The organism is Rhizobium sp. R339, from assembly GCF_002211395.1.
GTDB lineage: Bacteria > Pseudomonadota > Alphaproteobacteria > Rhizobiales > Rhizobiaceae > Rhizobium.
The window spans coordinates 560,606-579,165 of the sequence record NZ_LOKV01000001.1; the positions used below are offsets into that span (position 1 = coordinate 560,606).

The window sequence follows — 18,560 nt, forward strand, 5'->3', positions numbered from 1 at the left end:
GCCGCCCCGGCAGCGTTATAAAAGTTACTAAAAAGCTTAAACCTGACGACCCCATTAACCTATTCGTTGCATTCCGGCAACCACGGAATGTTTCTACGCTGCAATACGGCGATACCCGGCCGTTACCGCGCCTGCGGCGATCAGCAGCGTCCCGCCGGTGCGGTTTACGGCGCGCTGGACGCTTGCCTTGCGAATCAGTCCGCGAGCGGAGTGGGCGAGAAATGCGTAGGTGGCGGCGTTGAGGATTGCCAGCACGAGGAAGGTCGCTTCCATGATCGCCATCTGCCCGAGGAAGGGCAGGGCCGGATTGAGGAACTGCGGCACGAAGGCGACGAAGAAGACGATGCTCTTTGGATTGAGGGCGGTGACGACATAGGCGTGGAGGAAGATCCTGAGCGACTTTTCCTCAGGCAGATTGTCGTTGTCGGCGACGGGTTCACCGATCACCGGAGCCCGCCAAAGCTTGATTCCAAGCCAGATCAGGTAGGCGCCGCCAATCCACTTCAGGACGGTGAAGAGGGTGGCGGAGGCCGCCAGCACCGCGCCGAGACCGAAGAGGGAAGCCGTCATCGCCGTGAAGTCGCCAAGCGCCACGCCACTGACCGTTGCAAGCGCGGTGCGGCGGCCATGGCCGAGCGCATAGGAGACGACGAGCAGTATCGTCGGCCCCGGAATGGCCAGCATGATGGCGGATGCGGCCGCAAAAGCGAGCCAGGCTTCAAGCGACATGGTGTCTCCTCCTATTCCTCAGGAATAAGCAAAGACATCATATTAACCATCCGTCAATCACGCTTCTTTGTATTTCTGGCCTATATTGTCCATGACTTCGGCAAACCATGCCGTCGACAGGTCAAAAGCCTTGCCGCCCTTGATGCGCGGGAATTCTATAGTGCGCAATTTACCGTTCTGCGCTTCATCGTGGCCGGTGACGCCGGAGACTTTATTGAGCGCGCTTTCGACGGCGAGATCGACCATGCTCTGGATCAGCCTGAGATCGTCGCCATTGGCCGGAGCCGAGCGGGCGAAATAGCCCGACTTCTGCACCAGCGAGCGCTCGGCGTTCAGGAGATTGGCGAACTGCTTCTGGAACCAGGCGCCGACATTGATCGTGTCGATCTTCACATGGCCGAAGGCGTCGCGCTTGACGGTCTCGCCGGCCGCTTCCCGCTCGGCGACGATGGCATCGAGGCAGGCGCCTTCCGAGACGAAGACGGTGGCGTGGCCGGTGCGGTCCATGACGTCCTTCAGGCGGGCGGCCTCGGCGTCGAGGTCGAAGGCCATTTCGGGCAGGTAGACGGCGTCGATGCTTTTCAGATGCGCGTCCATCATCAGGCCGTCGACATATTGGTTGCCGCTGGTGCGCTGGAGATAGGCGCGGGCGGTGGCGGCCGTCAGCCAGCCGCAATGGCGGCCCATCACCTCATGGATGACGAGGGTGCGGCGCGCGGCCGTCTGTTCGTTGCTGACATTGTCGAAGAAATGCGCGCCGACTTCGGCGGCCGTCCAGGCGCCGAGCGACTGGCGGATCGGCACGACGTCGTTGTCGACGGTCTTCGGCAGGCCGACGACGGTGAGATTGTAACCATTGGCGGCGAGATAGGCGGCAAGGTCGGCGGCGGTGGTGTTGGTATCGTCGCCGCCGATCGTGTGGAGAATGGTGATGCCGTCATCGGCAAGGCGCTCGGCGGCGACCCGGAGCGGGTTGTCGCCTTCCTTGACCAGGCCGCGCTTGACGCAGTCGACGGCGTTGGTGAGCTTGACGCGGCTGTTGCCGATCGGCGAGCCGCCGTAGCGGTGCAGGAGCGGCGCCTTTTCGCGCATGTCGCGGGTGATCTCGATACGGTCGCCGAGCAGCACGCCCTGGTAGCCGGACTTGTAGGCGACGATATCGATCTCGGGCGCGACGTCGCTGTAACGTTCGATGAGGCCGCCGACGGCGGAGGAAAGACAGGGCGCCAGGCCTCCGGCGGTCAGCATTGCGACTTTCTGTTTGGCCATGATTTCCCTCCTATGGTGCTCAGTGCGGCAGCGTTAGCTAGCGCATGGATGCGGCAGGGAGAGGGCCCTGTAAAGTAAAGAATTTACGAAAACCGTGCCTTTTGGCCGAGTTAAACGGCAAAGCCGGCGGGAAGCGGCGATATAATCGTTTCAAGCACGCGCTGCCGATCGGGAACTGTTTGTGGAAATCGGCGGTTAAGCATTGAGCGAAGATGGCGACGGCTGTCCCGCTCACGCCAGATCAGGCGAAAGCGACCGATCGCTTGCTGCGGCGCAATAATTACCGAATCGTGAAAACTGTTTTCGCTCCTACGACCAATAGCCGCCTTGCAAAGGCTACGATTCTTTGGTCAAGCTGATTTCTCATACTTGACTAGCGTGCGAGAGATTTTCGATGTCCTTCTGGGAAAAACTGTTGAATGCCATTGGCAATACCGCGGGCAACGCGCTCTCCGCGGTGGTCGAGGCTATCCGGACGGTTTTCGAAGGCGATCCGGAAACCCGCCGCAAGGTGGCTTTTTCGGTGGCGATCATCGCGCTTTCGGCCAAGATGGCGAAGGCCGACGGCATCGTGAGCGAGAAAGAGGTCGAGGCCTTCCGCGAAATCTTCGAATTTCCCGAGGATCAGGCCAAGAACGTCGCAAGGCTCTATAATCTCGCACGCCAGGACGTCGCCGGCTACGAAGCCTATGCCGAGCGGCTCTCCACGCTCTGCGTTACCTGCGCGGCCAATTGCCCGGTGTTGGAAGACGTGCTCGACGGTCTCTTCCACATCGCCAAGGCCGATGGGCTGATCCATGAGAAGGAACTGAATTTCCTCGCTCATATCGCCGAGATCTTCCAGATGAGCGAGACCCGCTTCGAGCAGATCGCCGCCCGCCACGTCTCGTCCGGCGGCGATCCGTACAAGGTGCTCGGCGTATCGCCGTCGGACGATTTTCCGACGATCCGCCGCCGCTACTACGGCCTGGTCAGCGAACATCATCCGGACCGGCTGGTTTCGCGCGGCGTACCGAAGGAGTTCCATGTGATCGCCAATGAGCGCATGGCGGCGCTGAACGCCGCCTATGCGGCGATCGAGAAGGAACGCCGCGCCGCATGACCTCTTTCGAGGCCGATTACCGTGGTGCCCGCGTGCGGCCGTCGCCCAATCACGGCGAGCGGGCGGACGGACGCCGTCCCGACATGATCCTGCTGCACTATACCGGCATGCCGACGCCGGAGGGCGCGCTCGACTGGCTCTGTTGGGACGAGAGCCAGGTTTCCAGCCATTATTTCGTGCACGAGAATGGCGAGGTGATCCAACTCGTTCCGGAGGCGCGGCGCGCCTGGCATGCGGGCAAGAGCAGCTGGCACGGCGAGAGCGACATCAACTCGCTGTCGATCGGCATCGAAATCGCCAATGCCGGCCATCCCGGCGGCCTTCCCGACTTTCCGAAAGAGCAGATCGCCGCGGTGATCGAATTGTGTCGCGACTGTGTCAAACGTTGGTCGATCGCGCCGGAAAGGGTGCTCGGGCATTCCGATGTCGCCCCGATTCGCAAGGTTGATCCGGGTGAAAAGTTCCCCTGGGCGGAGCTCCACCGGGCGGGCATCGGGCACTGGGTCGAGCCGGCAACGATCACTGGCGGACGCTTCTTCCAGTGCGGCGATGCCGGCCAACCCGTCGAAGCACTGCAGTCGATGCTGTCGCTCTATGGTTACGGCACTGAAATCACGGGGCAATTTTCCGAAAAGACGGCAGGCGACGTGGAGGCTTTCCAGCGGCATTTTCGGCCCGAACGGATAGATGGCATCGCCGATTTCTCAACGATCGACACGTTGCACCGGCTACTGTCGGCTTTGCCGCGTTATTCTTGATTCCTCGGCAATTACTGAAACGCCGAATTTCGCACTGCAGCGCGAAATTCGGCCTGCCACATCATTTCCCTATTATCTCCTCATTGCGATGGTCTAAGAACCTCCGCCAAGCGGTACTCGGGGCTGTTTTCGAGTTAAACCACGGGCGCTATGTGAAACGATAAGAATTGCCGCGAATCCAGATCGGTAATTGATCTGGTATTCATTGTGACAGCGAGGCGCGCCGTCCGGAAATTCTTTGGGTCGGAGTGTTCAAGACTACATGAGAAAACTGATTGTTGTTGCTGCAACATGCGCTGGCATGATGCTGGCCGGAAATAGCTTTGCCTTTGCGAATGATTGGGGTGTGCGAGCTGATGCGCCGGTGAAGAAAGTCGAGCGTCCTTCGAAGAATACAGAGCGTCCGTTGAAGAAAGCGGAGCGTTCGGTCAAGCCGGCGAAGCGTCCGCTCAAGACGGCGGAACGCACACTGAAGACGGTCGAGCGCCAGAGCGGTTATCCCGTTGCCAATGTTTCCGGCAATTCCTATTCCGCACTGATCAGCAAATATGCGAACCAATATAATGTACCGGTTGCACTTGCGACCGCTGTCATCCGTATCGAAAGCAATTTCAATCCGAATGCGCGCGGCAGCCACGGTGAAATCGGCCTGATGCAGATAAAGCCTGCAACTGCCCGCATGATGGGCTATTCTGGCAGCGCCAAGGGCCTGTTCGATCCGGAAACCAACATTAAGTACGGCATGAAGTATCTGGCTGCCGCCCATGATCTCGGTGGTGGCGAGACCTGCAACACCATCCTCAAATACAATGCCGGTCATGGCGCCACGCGCATGAATCCGGTGTCCAAGTCCTATTGCGGCAAGGTTCTCGCAATGCTCTGAAGCGCTTATTCCTGACAAGAGCTGGATGATTCAAGACGATTGCCATGGTATCGCTGGAATTTAGCGAGGTGGGATATGGCAGTCGATTTCAGGTTCATCATCATCGGACGCGGCATGATGGGTGCCGCGGCCGCCCGGCATCTCTCTGCGATGGCCGACGGCATCGCGCTGATCGGCCCGCCGGAACCCGAGGAACGCAAGGCCCATCATGGTGTCTTTGCCAGCCATCATGACGAAGCGCGCATCACCCGCACCTTCGATGGCAATCTCGCCTGGGGCAGTTTCGCCGACCGGGCGCTCGACCGCTACCGGGACATCGAGGCGAAGAGCGGCATTTCCTTCTTTTCGGAAGTCGGCTGCCTCTTTGCCGGTCCGCCGCCCAGTGACGAGCAGGACTTTCTTCTCCGGGCGCAGACCGTCAGCCGGACGCTTGGCAGCAATATCGAGATCGTCGCGCCGGCAGACCTCCGTCGGCGTTTTCCCTATCTTAATGTCGGTTCCGATTTCAGCGGATATTTCGAGAGCAAGCGCGCCGGGCATATCAACCCGCGGGCGCTGGTGCGCGCGCAGGCGAGGCTTGCCGAACGGGGCGGCGTTTCCCTGATCGAAGAGACCGTGACATCGGTGCGCGACGCGGGTTCCCATGTCGAGGTGACGGCTGGCGATATTCGCTACACCGCCGAACGCGTGCTGGTCGCAGCCGGCGGCTTCAGCAATTTTCACGCCCTGCTGACGCGTCCCCTCGATCTCACCGTGAAGGCGCGCACGGTCGTCTTCTATGAAATCGGCGAGCGCGAGATGGCTGTGTTCGGTGACATGCCGTCGACGATCGTGCTCGGCGACCGGGAGGAGGACCACATCTATATCCTGCCGCCGGTGCGTTATCCCGATGGCAAGACCTATCTGAAGCTCGGCGGCGATACCGAAGCGCTTACCTTCGGCCGGCTGGAGGATGCCGGCGCGTGGTTCCGTTCCGAAGGCAGTGCGGCCGAGCGCGATCATCTCTCGGCAATCGCCCTGCAGCTGATGCCGGAGCTTGCCGGCTGCCCGGTCACCTCGGGGCCGTGCGTCGCGAATTTCACGCCGACCGGCTATCCCTATGCCGGATTCACCCAGTCGCCGCGCATCGCGGTGCTGACCGGCGGCAATTTTGTCGCCGCCAAATCATCCGACGAACTCGGGCGTCTGGGCGCCGTGCTTCTCAGGGAAGGGCGGCTCGGGGACGAGGATTTCGGCCGCGAGCTGGCTCCAGTCTTTGCCTAAAGCGCATCACGATCTTTCAGATTCGCTCGTTGCGCTTTAGCTTTTGTTTTTTCACGCATGTCCCTGCCGCAAAACCGCTGCACACTTTTGCGCGACATGCTCTAGAGGAATATCATGGCAGTCGATTTCAAATACATCGTCGTCGGCCGCGGGCTGATGGGAGCTGCCGCCGCGCGGCATCTGGCGCGCCAAGCGGAAGGCGTCGCGATCATCGGCCCGGACGAGCCCGATGATCGCAAGGCGCATGACGGCGTCTTCGCCAGCCATTACGACGAGGGCCGCATCACCCGCACCATCGATCCCGACCGCAACTGGGCGCTGCTCGCCAATCGTTCGATCGCCCGTTACGGCGAGATCGCGCGCGAGAGCGGCATCGATTTCTATCGCGAGGCCGGCTGCGTCGTCGTTGCGCCTGTTGGAAGCGATTATCTCGAAAGGACGGGGCGGGCCGCCGTTTCGCTCGGCGTCGAGACCAGCCTTCTCGACGAGGCCGGATTGAAGGCCGCCTTTCCTTTCTTTGCCTTTCCCGGCGCAAGTGCTGGTGTGTTCGAGGCGAGGGGCGCCGGGCATATCAGTCCGCGCAAGTTGGTCAAGGCGCAATCTATGATTGCGGAAAGGGCAGGCGCCGCGGTCATCCGGGATCATGTGGTCTCGATCCGCGAGGAGGGCGGGCTGGCGACCGTCAGGACTGCCGGGGGGCTCACCTATCGCGGTGAAAAGGTGCTGCTGGCGGCGGGCGGATTTTCCATTGCCGAGAATCTGTTGCCGCAGCCGGTTGCCATGACGGTTTATGGTCGGACCGTCACGCTGTTTGAAGCGAGCGAGGCAGATGCCGCCCGCCTTGCGGCGATGCCGTCGCTCATTCTCGACGTGCCCGGCATCCATATCTATCTGCTGCCGCCGATCCGTTATCCCGATGGCAAATTCTACCTGAAGATCGGCGGCGATCCCGATGATCTGGTTCTGCGAAGCGACGCGGAGATGCGGGCCTGGTTCAGAACCGAGGGGCGCGAGAGCGTGCGCTCGCATCTGCAACGCATCGTCGCCGGCCTCGTGCCCGATATGACGCCGCTTTCGATTTCGACGGCCGCCTGCGTCGTCTCGTTCACGGAAAGCAGCTATCCGATGATCGGCTATACCTCTTCGCCCGGGATCGCGGTGCTGACGGGCTGCGCCGGCACCTCGGCCAAGAGTTCGGACGAAATCGGCAGGTTGGGCGCGGAGCTGCTTTTGTCAGGCAGAATCAGCGAACAAGGCTACTCCACGGATTTCACACCGCAATTTCGTTAAGCGATATCGCTTATTTCGATGGCAATTGCGGGCTCTCTCGTTTATGGGAGCCCTGCCAGTTGGCCGGGCAGCCGCGCTTTACCAATGCCGAAAGGTGGTAGGGTGAGGAAAGTCCGGGCTCCACGGAAACACGGTGCCGGATAACGTCCGGCGAGGGCGACCTCAGGGAAAGTGCCACAGAAAGCAAACCGCCTGTCATGACAGGTAAGGGTGAAAGGGTGGGGTAAGAGCCCACCGCATCTCCGGCAACGGAAATGGCACGGTAAACCCCACCGGGAGCAAGACCGAATAGGGATGACGCGGCGGGCCGAAAGGTCCTCCGGCCGGTTTCCAGGCCAGTCATCCGGGTGGGTTGCGTGAGGCAGCGTGCGAGCGCTGTCCCAGAGGAATGGCTGCCACGTTCCGGCTCGCGCCGGAGCCATACAGAACCCGGCTTACAGGCCAACTGGCGATTATCATCCGAGCCGCGGCAGGGCTCGGATTTCCATTCTAAGCCACTGAAACAGAGCGTTTTCAAGCTGGTATTAATACAGCCTCCAGATGTATTATTATGCGGCGCCATCAGTGCGTGTCGCTTGTAAAATGGCGATGCTAACCCTTTGTTAAACTTAACAGCTTATAAATGTTTGATCATGCGCCCGTTGCGAAATGGGTGTATCCCATTGACGCCCATATGGTCCCATGCTATCCCAAATGCGCACTGCACCAGGGCAATCATTTGCCCATTTATCGCAAAGCAAAGACGTCTTCCGCTCCGGAAGCGTCGGGTGGGATTTGGCTCATCCGGCTTGCGAAGCTGTGCCTGATATTGGGAGTTTCGGGCGTTTCGATGATGTCCGGATCCCTGCGGGAACGGATGTTTCGTGTCATGAGCCGCTTCCTATCGAACGCGACCAACAGGATCGATGCCAAGGGCAGGGTTTCCGTGCCTTCGGCATTCCGTTCCGTGCTGGCGCAGCGCAACGTCCAGGAGCTTTACTGCTTCCAGGATTTTGTGTTTCCGGCGATCAGCGTCGGCGGTCCGGATCTTCTCGAAAGGTTCGAACGGCAGATCGCGGCGGAAGATCCGTTTTCGCCGGATGCGAATGCGATGTCGCTTCTGATCCACGGAGGCGGCGTCTTCATGAAGCTCGACGCCGAGGGGCGGTTGATGGTGACGGATTTCATCCGCGACTTCACCGGCATTTCGGACGAAGTGGCCTTCGTTGGTCGGGCGGATCATTTTCAGCTCTGGCAGCCGCAGGCATTTCAGGCCGCGCAGGCGCAGGCACGAGGGGAGCGCAAGCTGGCGGGCAAGCGTTCCTGAAAGGACGAGGGAACGGAATGGTGGCGAATCCTGGCGGAGGTTCAACTGATGCCGGTGGCGGACCGGTTCGTCACATTCCTGTTCTTCTCGATGAAGTCCTTGCGGCGCTGGCGCCCGCGCCCGGCAAGCTCATCCTCGACGGTACGTTCGGTGCGGGCGGTTACAGCTCGGCCATCCTTGCGGCCGGCGCCGAGGTGATTGCGCTCGATCGCGACCCCAGTGCGATTGCGGCAGGCCAACCGATGGTCGCCGCCCATGGCGGCCGTCTTCGGCTCATCCATTCGCAATTCTCGCATCTTGCCGATCATGCGCCGCAGGGCGGGCTCGACGGCGTCGTGCTCGATATCGGCGTGTCCTCCATGCAGATCGACGAAGCCGAGCGCGGCTTCTCCTTTCAGAAGAGCGGACCGCTCGACATGCGTATGTCGGCGGCAGGCGTTTCGGCCGCCGATGTCGTCAATCGCGCCAAGGTCGCCGACCTCATTCGCATCTTCCATTTTCTCGGTGAGGAAAATCAGGCGCCGCGCATCGCCCATGCGATCGAGAAGCGGCGCGAGGAAAAGCCCTTCGAAACGACGCGCGATCTCGCCGGCCTCATCGAGTTGGTCACGCCGCGCAAGATGAAGGACAAGATCCATCCGGCGACGCGCGTCTTCCAGGCCCTGCGTATCTTCGTGAACGACGAGCTCGGCGAGCTGGCGCAGGCGCTGTTTGCGGCGGAGCGAGCGCTGAAGCCCGGCGGGCGCCTCGTCGTCGTCACCTTCCATTCGCTCGAAGACCGCATCGTCAAGAAATTCTTCTCCGACCGCGCCGGCAAGGCGACGGGATCGCGGCACCTGCCGGCCGCGCATGAGCGGGCGGCGACGTTCACGGCGGTCGGCAAGCCGATGGTTTCGGCCAGCGAGGCGGAGGCCGAGGCCAATCCGCGCGCCCGCTCGGCCAAGCTGCGCGCCGGCCTCAGGACGGATGCCGCCGCCGAGGCTGCGGACATGTCGCTCTTCGGGTTTCCCAATCTTGCCACTCTCGGAAAGCTTGGAGGTTGATATGCTGAAGACGTTCGATCTCGTGCTCATCGGCGTCATGACGGCAGCTGCCGCCGTCACCTACACGATCAAGCATCGCGCCGAATTGAAGCTCGAGGAGGTTCATCGCCTCGAAGCAGAGATCAAGCTGGAGAAGGATACGATCGACCTTCTCAAGGCCGACTGGGCGCTGCAATCGCAGCCGAACCGGTTGGAGCGGCTGGTCAATGCCTACAATGCCGAGCTGCAGCTGCAGCCGACGGAATCGACGGCGCTCGTGCATGCCAAGGAGCTGCCGATGCTGAAATCGGAGGTTCCCGTGCCCGATGTGACGGAGGCCAAGGCCAGCGCCAAAGGCGCGACCGAGGCCGGCGCCAAGGGCACGACCGTGGCCAGCGCCAAAGGTGCCGCAAAGACTCAGCCCGTTCCGACGCCCGCTCCGCGCGGCGGCGTAACGCAGCATGGCGTCGTGGAAGATGAAGCAGACGAGATCGAAACGGGGTCGGTAGAATAATGTCGTTTCTTTCCCGCATCATGGTCCTGAAGAGCCAGGCGCATTTCTCCGCCGGCGTCTATAACCGCTTCGGCGGTCCTTCCGCCGGTCTGGCGATCGAGGGATCGCGCAAGAAAAAGTCCGGGCAGGCGAAAAGCCGCGTCGGTCTGCTGATCATGGGTTTCATGGGCGTCTACGCAGTCATCGGCGGCCGCCTGGTCGAATATGCGATGAAGGATCAGGAGGTCGTCTCCAGCATCCTGCCGCCCGACCGGCTGATGGCGTCGCGCCCCGATATCCTCGACCGCAACGGCGAGGTGCTGGCGACCGATATCCGCACCGTCTCGCTGTTTGCCGAGCCGAACAAGATCGTCGACGTCGATGAGGCGGTTGAGAAGCTTTCGACCGTGCTGCCCGAGCTCGACGCACGGGACACCTATAAGAAGCTCTCGGTCAAGACCTCGCATTTCGCCTGGCTGCGCCGGCAGCTCACGCCGAAGCAGCAGAGCCAGATCCTGGCGCTCGGCATTCCCGGCATCGGCTTCCGGCCGGAGAAGCGCCGCTTCTATCCGGGCGGGGCGACCGCCGCGCATATTCTCGGCTACGTCAACATCGACAATCGCGGTGTGGCCGGCATGGAGAAATATATCGACGACCAGGGGCTTGCCGATCTCGCCTCGGTCGGCATGACCAGCGATCAGCCGCTGGAGCCGGTGCGGCTGTCGATCGATCTGCGCGTACAGAACATCGTCCGCGATGCGGTCGTCAACGCCGTCAACAATTTCCAGTCCAAGGGCGCAGGCGCCGCCGTCATCGATGTGCATACCGGGGAAGTGCTCGGCATGGCATCGGCGCCGGACTTCGATCCGAACAATCCGCAGGAGGGCGCCAAGGAAGGCTGGCTCAACCGGATGACCAACGGCACCTTCGAAATGGGGTCGACCTTCAAGACCTTCTCGCTGGCGATGGCGCTCGACAGCGGCAAGGTGAAGATGTCCGACACCTTCGACGCCAGCAAACCGATTTATATCGGCGGCTTCACCATCCATGACTTTCACGGGCAGCGCCGCTGGCTGACCGTTCCCGAAATCTTCCAGTATTCCTCCAACATCGGCACGGCGCGCGTCATCGACCTCGTCGGCATCGATTCGCAGAAGGACTATCTGACCAAGCTCGGCCTCTTGACGAAACTGCAGACCGAGCTGCCCGAAGTGAAGATGCCGAGCCAGCCGCGCGTCTGGAAGAAGATCAATTCGATCACGATTTCCTTCGGCCACGGCGTTTCGACGACGGCGCTGCAGACCGGCGTGGCAGCAGCCGCTCTCGTCAACGGCGGCAAGCTGATCGAGCCGACATTCCTGCCGCGCACGCGCGAACAGGCTGATCAGATCGCTACGCAGGTTCTCAAGAAGTCGACCAGCGACGCGGTCCGCTATCTCCTCGATTTCAACGGTTACAAGGGCTCCGGGCGCGTGGCCCGCGTGCCGGGCTTCGGCGTCGGCAGCAAGACCGGCACCGCCGACAAGGTGGTGAACGGACGTTATTCCTCGACGCTGAACTTCAATTCCTTCATCGCCGCCTTCCCGATCGACAACCCCCGATATGCCGTCATCACCTTCTGCGACGAGCCGAAGACCGGCGAAAAGCAGTATGGCGGAACGATCTCCGCCGGTACGGCCGGCCCGATTGCCCGCGAGATCATCCGCCGCGCCGCCCCCATTCTCGGCATCGAGCCGAAATTTGGGGAGGGCGGATCGGCCTTGTTGGTGTCTTATTGAGCGTGAATGAATATCGGCGCCGATTCGCGAGGGGTGAACCGGCTTCAAGAGAGAAAAGTGCATTCGATGAAATTGCGAGACCTGGCCGGAGATCAGTTTCCGGAACTTGAAGCACAGCTCGAAGGCCCGGCAGGCTTGCTTGATATTTCAGGCCTGTCTTCGGACAGCCGCAAGGTGGCGCCGGGCAACGCTTTCGTCGCGGTCGCCGGTACCAAGGCGGACGGCGCGGGCTTCATCGCCGATGCCGCAAGCCGGGGGGCTGTCGTCGCGATCGCTTCCCAAGCCATCGAGGCTTCCATCCCTGTGCTTGCCGTCAAGGAGCCGCGCCGCTTCCTTTCCGTCGCCGCCTCGCATTTCTACGGCAGGCAGCCCGAGACCATGGTCGCCGTCACCGGCACGGCGGGCAAGACCTCCGTTGCCTCTTTCACCAGGCAGATCTGGGCGCATGCGGGCCATGCGGCCGCGATGATCGGCACGACGGGCGTGGTCTCCCCGACGCGCAACGAATATGGCGCGCTGACGACGCCCGATCCGGTTTCCCTGCACAACCTGCTCGCCGAGCTTTCCGACGAAGGCGTCACGCATGCGTCGATGGAGGCTTCTAGCCACGGCCTCGACCAGTGCCGGCTCGATGGCGTCAGGCTCGCCGCCGCCGCCTTCACCAATCTCGGCCGCGACCACATGGATTATCATCCCACGGTCGAGGCCTATATGGCCGCCAAGATGCGGCTTTTCGATACGCTGCTGCCGAAGGGCTCGCCGGCGGTGATCTTTGCCGACGACCCATGGTCGGCACAGGCGATCCAGGCTGCGGTCGATGCCGGTCACGATGTCCGCACCGTCGGGCGCAGGGGCGATTACCTCACGCTGAAACGCGTCGAGCATTTCCGCCACAAGCAGACGGCGGAAATCCATATCGGCGATGAGATCTTCGAGGTCGATATTCCGCTGGCCGGTGATTTCCAGGTCGCCAACGCGCTGGTCGCGGCAGGACTTGCCATGTCGACCGGCGTGTCGGCGAAGGCTGCGATGGCCGCGCTCGAAAAGCTCGTCGGCGCCTCCGGCCGTCTCGAACTCGTCGGCCATACCAAGGACGGCGCGCTTGCTTATGTCGATTACGCTCATAAACCGGATGCGCTGGAAAATGTGCTGAGCTCGGTCCGGCCCTTCACGACGGGCCGCGTCGTCGTCGTCTTCGGCTGCGGCGGCGACCGCGACCGCGGCAAGCGGCCGATCATGGGCGAAATCGCCTGCCGTCTTGCCGATGTCGTCATCGTCACCGACGACAATCCTCGTTCGGAAGAGCCGGCCTCGATCCGGGCGGAGATCATGGCGGCAGCAGGCTGCGCCTCCGAGATCGGCGACCGCGCCACGGCGATCCGCGAAGCCGTCGGCATGCTGAAATCGGGCGATACGCTGATCGTCGCCGGCAAGGGGCATGAGGAAGGGCAGACGATCGGGAGCGTCACATTGCCGTTCTCCGATCATGCGGAGGTGCGCAAGGCCTTGGAGGAACTGAAATCTTGAGCTGGCTCTGGACGACCGAAGACATGATAGCAGCGATGGCGGGGCGCCCCTTCGGCACTCCCCCTGAAGGCATCACCGGCATTTCCATCGACAGCCGCTCGATCAACCCGGGCGAGGCCTTCTTCGCAATCAAGGGCGACCGCGTCGACGGTCACGACTATGCGTCGATGGCGATGGCGAACGGTGCCGCCCTTCTCGTCGTCAGCGAAGCGAGGCTTCCGGCCATGGGCCGCCTGACGGTGCCGATGATCGTCGTCGACGACGTGCTCGCAGCACTCGTGCGTCTCGGGCAGGCTTCGCGCGAGCGTTCGCGGGCAAAGATCGTCGCCGTCACCGGCTCGGTCGGCAAGACCACCACCAAGGAGATGTTGCGGCACGTGCTGTCGCCCTCCGGCAAGGTGCATGCCTCCGTCGCCTCCTTCAACAATCACTGGGGCGTGCCGCTGACGCTGGCGCGCATGCCCGACGATACCGATTACGGGGTCTTCGAAGTCGGGATGAACCATCCGGGCGAGATCCGGCCGCTGGTGGCGATGATCCGCCCCCACGTCGCCGTCATCACGACGATCGCGCCGGCCCATCTCGGCAATTTCAAGAGCATCAAGGAGATCGCCGCCGCCAAGGCCGAGATCTTCGAGGGGCTGGAACCCGGCGGCCATGTCGTGCTCAACCGCGACAACGACCAGTTCAATTTCCTCGACCGGACGGCGCAGTCGCTCGGCATCGAGCAAATCCATTCCTTCGGGCAGCATGCGAAAGCCGAATACCGGCTCGCGGAATTCAACGGCTCGGACGAGAATTCGACGCTGTGGCTGACGATCGGTGGCGAGACGCTGGAGGTGGCGCTCGGCGCGCCGGGCCGCCACATCGCCGAGAATGCGCTGGCCGCACTCGGCGTCGTCAGGATCGTCGGCGCCGACATCGAGAAGGCGATTGCCGCACTTGCGACGCTGAAACCGGAAAAGGGCAGGGGCAAGCGCCACCGGCTTTCGATCGGCGGCGGCAACGGCAGCTTCACGCTGATCGACGAGAGCTACAATGCCAATCCGGCCTCGATGCGCGCGGCAATCGCGCTGCTGGCGGCCGCCGAGCCGACCGGCCGCGGACGCCGTATCGCCGTGCTCGGCGACATGCTCGAGATGGGCGAATATGCCGAGAAGGTCCACACCGACCTTGCCGGGCCGCTGCTCGCGGCCGGCATCGAACATGTCTGGCTCGCGGGCGCCGAGATGGCCGCGCTGAAGGAATCACTGCCGGAAAGCGTCCATGTCGAATACCGGGAAAAGACGGACGAATTGACGGACTACGTGTTGAACTCGGTCGTCCCGGGCGACGTGTTGATGGTGAAATCGTCTCTGGGGATCGGTTTCGGCAAGATCGTCGCCGCGCTTCTTGACAAATTCCCGGCATTTTCCGACACGCAACGCGAACTTTGATCGGGTAACAAGGGGCCCTGAATGCTGATCTGGCTTGTCGAACTGTCGGAATATTTCAAGTTTCTGAACCTGTTCAGATATATTACCTTCCGCACGGGCGCCGCTCTCTTCACCTCCGCGCTGATCGTCTTCCTGTTCGGGCCGACGATCATCAATTCGCTGCGCATCCGGCAAGGCAAGGGCCAGCCGATCCGCGCCGACGGGCCGCAGACGCATTTCAAGAAGGCCGGCACGCCGACGATGGGCGGGCTGATGATCCTTGCCGGCATCGTCGGGGCCTCGCTCCTCTGGGCCGATCTTTCCAACGTCTATGTCGTCGCCACGCTGCTCGTGACGCTGGGCTTCGGCGCCATCGGCTTCTACGACGATTATCTCAAGGTGACCAAGCAGAGCCATAAGGGCTTTTCCGGCAAGGCCCGTCTTGGCATCGAGTTCGTCATCGCCGGCATCGCCGTCTATTTCATGATGCGCACGGCCCTTGCCTCGGGGACTGCAGGCTCGACCTTCGGTTCCTCGATCGCCTTTCCGTTCTTCAAGGACTTCCTGATCAATCTCGGCATCATGTTCGTCGTCTTCGGCGGTTTCGTCATCGTCGGCGCCGGCAATGCCGTCAACCTGACGGACGGGCTCGACGGGCTCGCCATCGTGCCGGTGATGATCGCCGCCGCCTCCTTCGGCGTCATCGCCTATCTCGCCGGCAACGTCGTGTTTGCGAACTACCTGCAGATCAATTTCGTGCCCGGCACCGGTGAGCTTGCCGTCGTGCTCGGCGCCGTCATCGGCGCCGGTCTCGGCTTCCTCTGGTTCAACGCGCCGCCGGCCGCCATCTTCATGGGCGATACCGGCTCGCTGGCGCTCGGCGGCACGATCGGCACCGTCGCCGTCGCCACCAAGCACGAGATCGTCATGGCCATCATCGGCGGCCTCTTCGTCATGGAGACGCTGTCGGTCATCATCCAGGTCGGCTTCTTCAAGATGACCGGCCGGCGCGTCTTCCTGATGGCGCCGATCCACCATCACTTCGAGAAGAAGGGCTGGACCGAGAGCCAGGTGGTGATCCGCTTCTGGATCATCGCGGTCGGTCTTGCCATGCTCGGCCTCTCGACGCTGAAGCTGAGGTGAGGCGGCGATGATCCCGGTCACGACGCTCAAGGACATGAAGGTCGCGCTCTTCGGGCTCGGCGGCTCCGGTTTCGCCACCGCCCGCGCGCTGATCGCAGGCGGAGCCGATGTGACCGCCTGGGACGACAATCCCGACAGCGTCGCCAAGGCTTCGGCCGAAGGCATCCGGACGGAGGACCTGCATACGATCGACTGGAGCCAGCAGGCGCTGTTCGTGCTCTCACCCGGCGTGCCGCTCACCCATCCGAAGCCGCACTGGACCGTCGATCTGGCGCGGGCCGCGGGCGTCGACATCATCGGCGACGTCGAGCTCTTCGTGCGCGAGCGCCGTGCCCACGCGCCGGACTGCCCCTTTATCGCCATCACCGGCACCAACGGCAAGTCGACCACCACGGCGCTGATTGCCCATATCCTGAAATCGGCAGGTTACGACACGCAGCTCGGCGGCAATATCGGCACGGCCGTGCTGACGCTCGATCCGCCGAAGGCGGGACGTTATTACGTCGTCGAATGCTCCTCCTACCAGATCGATCTCGCGCCGACGCTGAACCCGTCCGCCGGCATCCTTCTCAACCTGACGCCCGATCACCTCGACCGCCACGGCACGATGCAGCACTATGCCGACGTCAAGGAGCGGCTGGTCGCCGGCAGCGATGTGGCGATCGTCGGCATCGACGACAGCCATTCGGCGCTAATCGCCGACCGCGTCGAGCGGGCGGGCGTCAAGGTAGTCCGCATCTCCCGCCGCAACGTGGTGGCCGACGGCATCTATGCCGAGGGCACAAAGCTCGTTCAGGCCGCCGGCGGCGCCATGCTGCCCTTCATCGATCTCGACGGCATCCAGACGCTGCGCGGCAGCCATAATGCGCAGAACGCCGCCGCTGCCGTCGCCGCCTGCCTTGCGGCTGGCGTTTCCGCCGACGACATCCGCGCCGGCCTTGCCTCCTTCCCCGGCCTCAAGCACCGCATGCAGCCGGTGGGCCAGCGCGGCCGCGTCGTTTTCGTCAACGATTCCAAGGCGACCAATGCCGATGCCGCGGCACCGGCGCTTTCGAGCTATGACCGCATCTACTGGATCGCCGGCGGTCTGCCGAAATCGGGCGGCATCACGACGCTCGCTCCCTATTTCCCGCGCATCGCCAAGGCCTATCTGATCGGCGAAGCGGCGGCGGAATTCGCAGCCACCCTAGGCGAGGCCGTGCCCTACGAGATTTCGGGCACGCTGGAGCGGGCGGTGGCGCATGCGGCGGCCGATGCGGAACAAGATGAGAGCGGCTCTTCGGCCGTGATGTTATCCCCGGCTTGCGCAAGCTTCGACCAGTATAAGAACTTCGAAGTCAGGGGCGATGCCTTCGTCAGCCACGTGGCGGCACTTGACGGAATGACGATGCTGATCGGTCCTGCAACAGGAGAGAAATGACATGGTAAGCCGCGCGGAACGTGGGCCTCTGGCCGATTGGTTCTGGACCATCGACCGCTTCTTCCTGGCGATGTTCATCTTCCTGATGGGCATCGGCTTCATGCTGTCCTTCGCGGCGTCTCCTGCAGTTGCCGAGCGCATCGGGCTCGAGCCCTTCCACTTTGTCAAGCGCCACGCGGCCTTCATGATCCCTTCGATCGGGGTGATGCTCGGGCTGTCGTTCCTGACCCCGCGCCAGGTGCGGCGGACCGCGATCCTGCTTTTGATCATCTCGCTCGCGATGATGGTGCTGGTTCTTTTCGTCGGGCAGGAGGTCAAGGGCGGCAGGCGCTGGATCTGGATCGCCGGCCTTTCCGTCCAGCCGTCGGAATTCATGAAGCCCGCCTTCGTCGTCGTCTGCGCCTGGCTGTTTGCCGAACATGCGCGACAGCCTGAAATTCCCGGCAATCTCTTCGCCATCATCCTGTTCGGCATCGTCGCCGCCCTTCTCGTCGCGCAGCCGGACCTCGGCCAGACCATCCTGACCACGGCGGTCTGGGGCGGGATGTTCTTCATGGCCGGCATGCCGTGGATCTGGATCGTGCTGCTCGGCATTGGCGGCGCCGGCGGCCTGCTCAGCGCCTATTACGTCTTTCCGCACGTTGCCGGGCGAATAGACAAGTTCATGACCGGCGAGGGCGACACGTTCCAGATCGATACCGCGCGCGAAGCGATCATCCGCGGCAGCTGGTTCGGCCAGGGACCGGGCGAAGGCATCGTCAAGCGCATCATTCCGGATGCCCATACCGACTTCATCTTCTCGGTCGCGGCCGAGGAATTCGGCATCGTCTTCTGCATGGCGCTCGTGGCGCTGTTCACCGTGCTGGTGCTGCGCGGCCTGTCGCACGCCTATCGCGAACGCAACGACTTCAACCGTTTTGCCGTCGCCGGCCTGGTGCTACAGATGGGCATCCAGTCGATCATCAATATCGGCGTCAATCTCGAGCTGCTGCCGGCAAAGGGCATGACGCTGCCGCTGATTTCCTACGGCGGCTCGTCTATGGTGGCGATCTGCGTCACCGCCGGTTTCATTCTGGCGCTGACGCGCCATCGCCCGGAAAAACGCGCGCAGGACCGGAGCCTTTTCCGCGTCCCGCACGGCATGCCGGCGGAGTAAGAGCTT

Annotated in this window: 16 protein-coding genes and 1 other RNA gene; 15 read left to right on the forward strand and 2 right to left on the reverse strand. The window is 62.5% G+C overall.

Translation table 11 applies throughout. The features are described from left to right. Positions 1 to 93 precede the first annotated feature (93 nt). The gene (locus ATY76_RS02710) at positions 94 to 729 is read right to left on the reverse strand and encodes a LysE family translocator (RefSeq protein ID WP_088673224.1); all 636 of its coding nucleotides are present in this window, start codon (positions 727 to 729) and stop codon (positions 94 to 96) included. A 57-nt stretch (positions 730 to 786) separates the two neighbouring features. Continuing rightward, the gene (locus tag ATY76_RS02715; RefSeq protein WP_088673225.1) at positions 787 to 1,998 is read right to left on the reverse strand and encodes a pyrophosphate--fructose-6-phosphate 1-phosphotransferase; all 1,212 of its coding nucleotides are present in this window, start codon (positions 1,996 to 1,998) and stop codon (positions 787 to 789) included. A 394-nt stretch (positions 1,999 to 2,392) separates the two neighbouring features. Between ATY76_RS02715 and ATY76_RS02720 the strand changes: the two genes are divergently transcribed. The 15 genes from ATY76_RS02720 to ftsW all read left to right on the forward strand — a co-directional run bounded on the left by ATY76_RS02720 (position 2,393) and on the right by ftsW (position 18,554). Continuing rightward, positions 2,393 to 3,100: a DnaJ family molecular chaperone gene (locus tag ATY76_RS02720; RefSeq protein WP_088673226.1), complete on the forward strand. Its 708-nt coding sequence runs from the start codon at positions 2,393 to 2,395 to the stop codon at positions 3,098 to 3,100. After that, entirely contained in the window at positions 3,097 to 3,858 is a 762-nt protein-coding gene (locus ATY76_RS02725; RefSeq protein ID WP_088673227.1) for an N-acetylmuramoyl-L-alanine amidase, read from the forward strand. Before ATY76_RS02720 ends, ATY76_RS02725 begins: the two co-directional genes overlap by 4 nt. A 262-nt stretch (positions 3,859 to 4,120) precedes the next feature. Continuing rightward, positions 4,121 to 4,741: a lytic transglycosylase domain-containing protein gene (locus tag ATY76_RS02730; protein ID WP_088673228.1), complete on the forward strand. Its 621-nt coding sequence runs from the start codon at positions 4,121 to 4,123 to the stop codon at positions 4,739 to 4,741. A 75-nt stretch (positions 4,742 to 4,816) separates the two neighbouring features. After that, positions 4,817 to 6,004, forward strand: a complete 1,188-nt coding sequence (locus tag ATY76_RS02735; RefSeq protein ID WP_088673229.1) for an FAD-dependent oxidoreductase — start codon at positions 4,817 to 4,819, stop codon at positions 6,002 to 6,004. A gap of 114 nt (positions 6,005 to 6,118) precedes the next feature. Then, a complete protein-coding gene (locus tag ATY76_RS02740) occupies positions 6,119 to 7,294 on the forward strand; it encodes an FAD-dependent oxidoreductase (protein WP_088673230.1) in 1,176 nt (391 codons plus the stop codon). A gap of 55 nt (positions 7,295 to 7,349) precedes the next feature. Further along, an RNA gene (rnpB, locus tag ATY76_RS02745) (RNase P RNA component class A) lies at positions 7,350 to 7,747 on the forward strand. Positions 7,748 to 8,162: 415 nt separating this feature from the next. After that, entirely contained in the window at positions 8,163 to 8,600 is a 438-nt protein-coding gene (mraZ, locus tag ATY76_RS02750; protein ID WP_245309651.1) for a division/cell wall cluster transcriptional repressor MraZ, read from the forward strand. Positions 8,601 to 8,617: 17 nt separating this feature from the next. After that, entirely contained in the window at positions 8,618 to 9,643 is a 1,026-nt protein-coding gene (rsmH, locus tag ATY76_RS02755) for a 16S rRNA (cytosine(1402)-N(4))-methyltransferase RsmH (RefSeq protein WP_088673232.1), read from the forward strand. A gap of 1 nt (position 9,644) precedes the next feature. Further along, positions 9,645 to 10,136: a hypothetical protein gene (locus tag ATY76_RS02760; protein WP_088673233.1), complete on the forward strand. Its 492-nt coding sequence runs from the start codon at positions 9,645 to 9,647 to the stop codon at positions 10,134 to 10,136. Further along, entirely contained in the window at positions 10,136 to 11,893 is a 1,758-nt protein-coding gene (locus ATY76_RS02765; protein ID WP_088673234.1) for a penicillin-binding protein 2, read from the forward strand. The genes ATY76_RS02760 and ATY76_RS02765 overlap by 1 nt, the downstream gene beginning before the upstream one ends. A gap of 6 nt (positions 11,894 to 11,899) precedes the next feature. After that, positions 11,900 to 13,420, forward strand: coding sequence for a UDP-N-acetylmuramoyl-L-alanyl-D-glutamate--2,6-diaminopimelate ligase (locus ATY76_RS02770; RefSeq protein ID WP_190233571.1), 1,521 nt, complete (start codon positions 11,900 to 11,902; stop codon positions 13,418 to 13,420). Further along, positions 13,417 to 14,856 (forward strand): UDP-N-acetylmuramoylalanyl-D-glutamyl-2,6-diaminopimelate--D-alanyl-D-alanine ligase, encoded by a 1,440-nt coding sequence (locus ATY76_RS02775; protein WP_088673235.1) that lies wholly within the window; start codon positions 13,417 to 13,419, stop codon positions 14,854 to 14,856. The genes ATY76_RS02770 and ATY76_RS02775 overlap by 4 nt, the downstream gene beginning before the upstream one ends. Positions 14,857 to 14,877: 21 nt before the next feature. Further along, positions 14,878 to 15,978 (forward strand): phospho-N-acetylmuramoyl-pentapeptide-transferase, encoded by a 1,101-nt coding sequence (mraY, locus tag ATY76_RS02780; protein WP_085737793.1) that lies wholly within the window; start codon positions 14,878 to 14,880, stop codon positions 15,976 to 15,978. Positions 15,979 to 15,985: 7 nt separating this feature from the next. Beyond that, complete coding sequence (gene murD / locus ATY76_RS02785; protein ID WP_088673236.1) at positions 15,986 to 17,398, forward strand: UDP-N-acetylmuramoyl-L-alanine--D-glutamate ligase; 1,413 nt, start codon at positions 15,986 to 15,988, stop codon at positions 17,396 to 17,398. 1 nt (position 17,399) lies between these two features. Next, positions 17,400 to 18,554 (forward strand): putative lipid II flippase FtsW, encoded by a 1,155-nt coding sequence (gene ftsW, locus ATY76_RS02790; RefSeq protein WP_088673237.1) that lies wholly within the window; start codon positions 17,400 to 17,402, stop codon positions 18,552 to 18,554. Positions 18,555 to 18,560: the final 6 nt, after the last annotated feature.

What these genes read in the sequence shown, in the direction of transcription:
- mraZ (WP_245309651.1), top strand. Translation starts at nt 8,163, where the DNA reads ATGAGCCGCTTCCTATCGAACGCGACCAACAGGATCGATGCCAAGGGC.
- rsmH (WP_088673232.1), top strand. Translation starts at nt 8,618, where the DNA reads ATGGTGGCGAATCCTGGCGGAGGTTCAACTGATGCCGGTGGCGGACCG.
- ATY76_RS02740 (WP_088673230.1), top strand. Translation starts at nt 6,119, where the DNA reads ATGGCAGTCGATTTCAAATACATCGTCGTCGGCCGCGGGCTGATGGGA.
- ATY76_RS02715 (WP_088673225.1), bottom strand. Translation starts at nt 1,998, where the DNA reads ATGGCCAAACAGAAAGTCGCAATGCTGACCGCCGGAGGCCTGGCGCCC.
- ATY76_RS02735 (WP_088673229.1), top strand. Translation starts at nt 4,817, where the DNA reads ATGGCAGTCGATTTCAGGTTCATCATCATCGGACGCGGCATGATGGGT.
- ATY76_RS02760 (WP_088673233.1), top strand. Translation starts at nt 9,645, where the DNA reads ATGCTGAAGACGTTCGATCTCGTGCTCATCGGCGTCATGACGGCAGCT.
- mraY (WP_085737793.1), top strand. Translation starts at nt 14,878, where the DNA reads ATGCTGATCTGGCTTGTCGAACTGTCGGAATATTTCAAGTTTCTGAAC.
- ATY76_RS02720 (WP_088673226.1), top strand. Translation starts at nt 2,393, where the DNA reads ATGTCCTTCTGGGAAAAACTGTTGAATGCCATTGGCAATACCGCGGGC.
- ftsW (WP_088673237.1), top strand. Translation starts at nt 17,400, where the DNA reads ATGGTAAGCCGCGCGGAACGTGGGCCTCTGGCCGATTGGTTCTGGACC.
- murD (WP_088673236.1), top strand. Translation starts at nt 15,986, where the DNA reads ATGATCCCGGTCACGACGCTCAAGGACATGAAGGTCGCGCTCTTCGGG.
- ATY76_RS02770 (WP_190233571.1), top strand. Translation starts at nt 11,900, where the DNA reads ATGAATATCGGCGCCGATTCGCGAGGGGTGAACCGGCTTCAAGAGAGA.
- ATY76_RS02710 (WP_088673224.1), bottom strand. Translation starts at nt 729, where the DNA reads ATGTCGCTTGAAGCCTGGCTCGCTTTTGCGGCCGCATCCGCCATCATG.
- ATY76_RS02765 (WP_088673234.1), top strand. Translation starts at nt 10,136, where the DNA reads ATGTCGTTTCTTTCCCGCATCATGGTCCTGAAGAGCCAGGCGCATTTC.
- ATY76_RS02730 (WP_088673228.1), top strand. Translation starts at nt 4,121, where the DNA reads ATGAGAAAACTGATTGTTGTTGCTGCAACATGCGCTGGCATGATGCTG.
- ATY76_RS02725 (WP_088673227.1), top strand. Translation starts at nt 3,097, where the DNA reads ATGACCTCTTTCGAGGCCGATTACCGTGGTGCCCGCGTGCGGCCGTCG.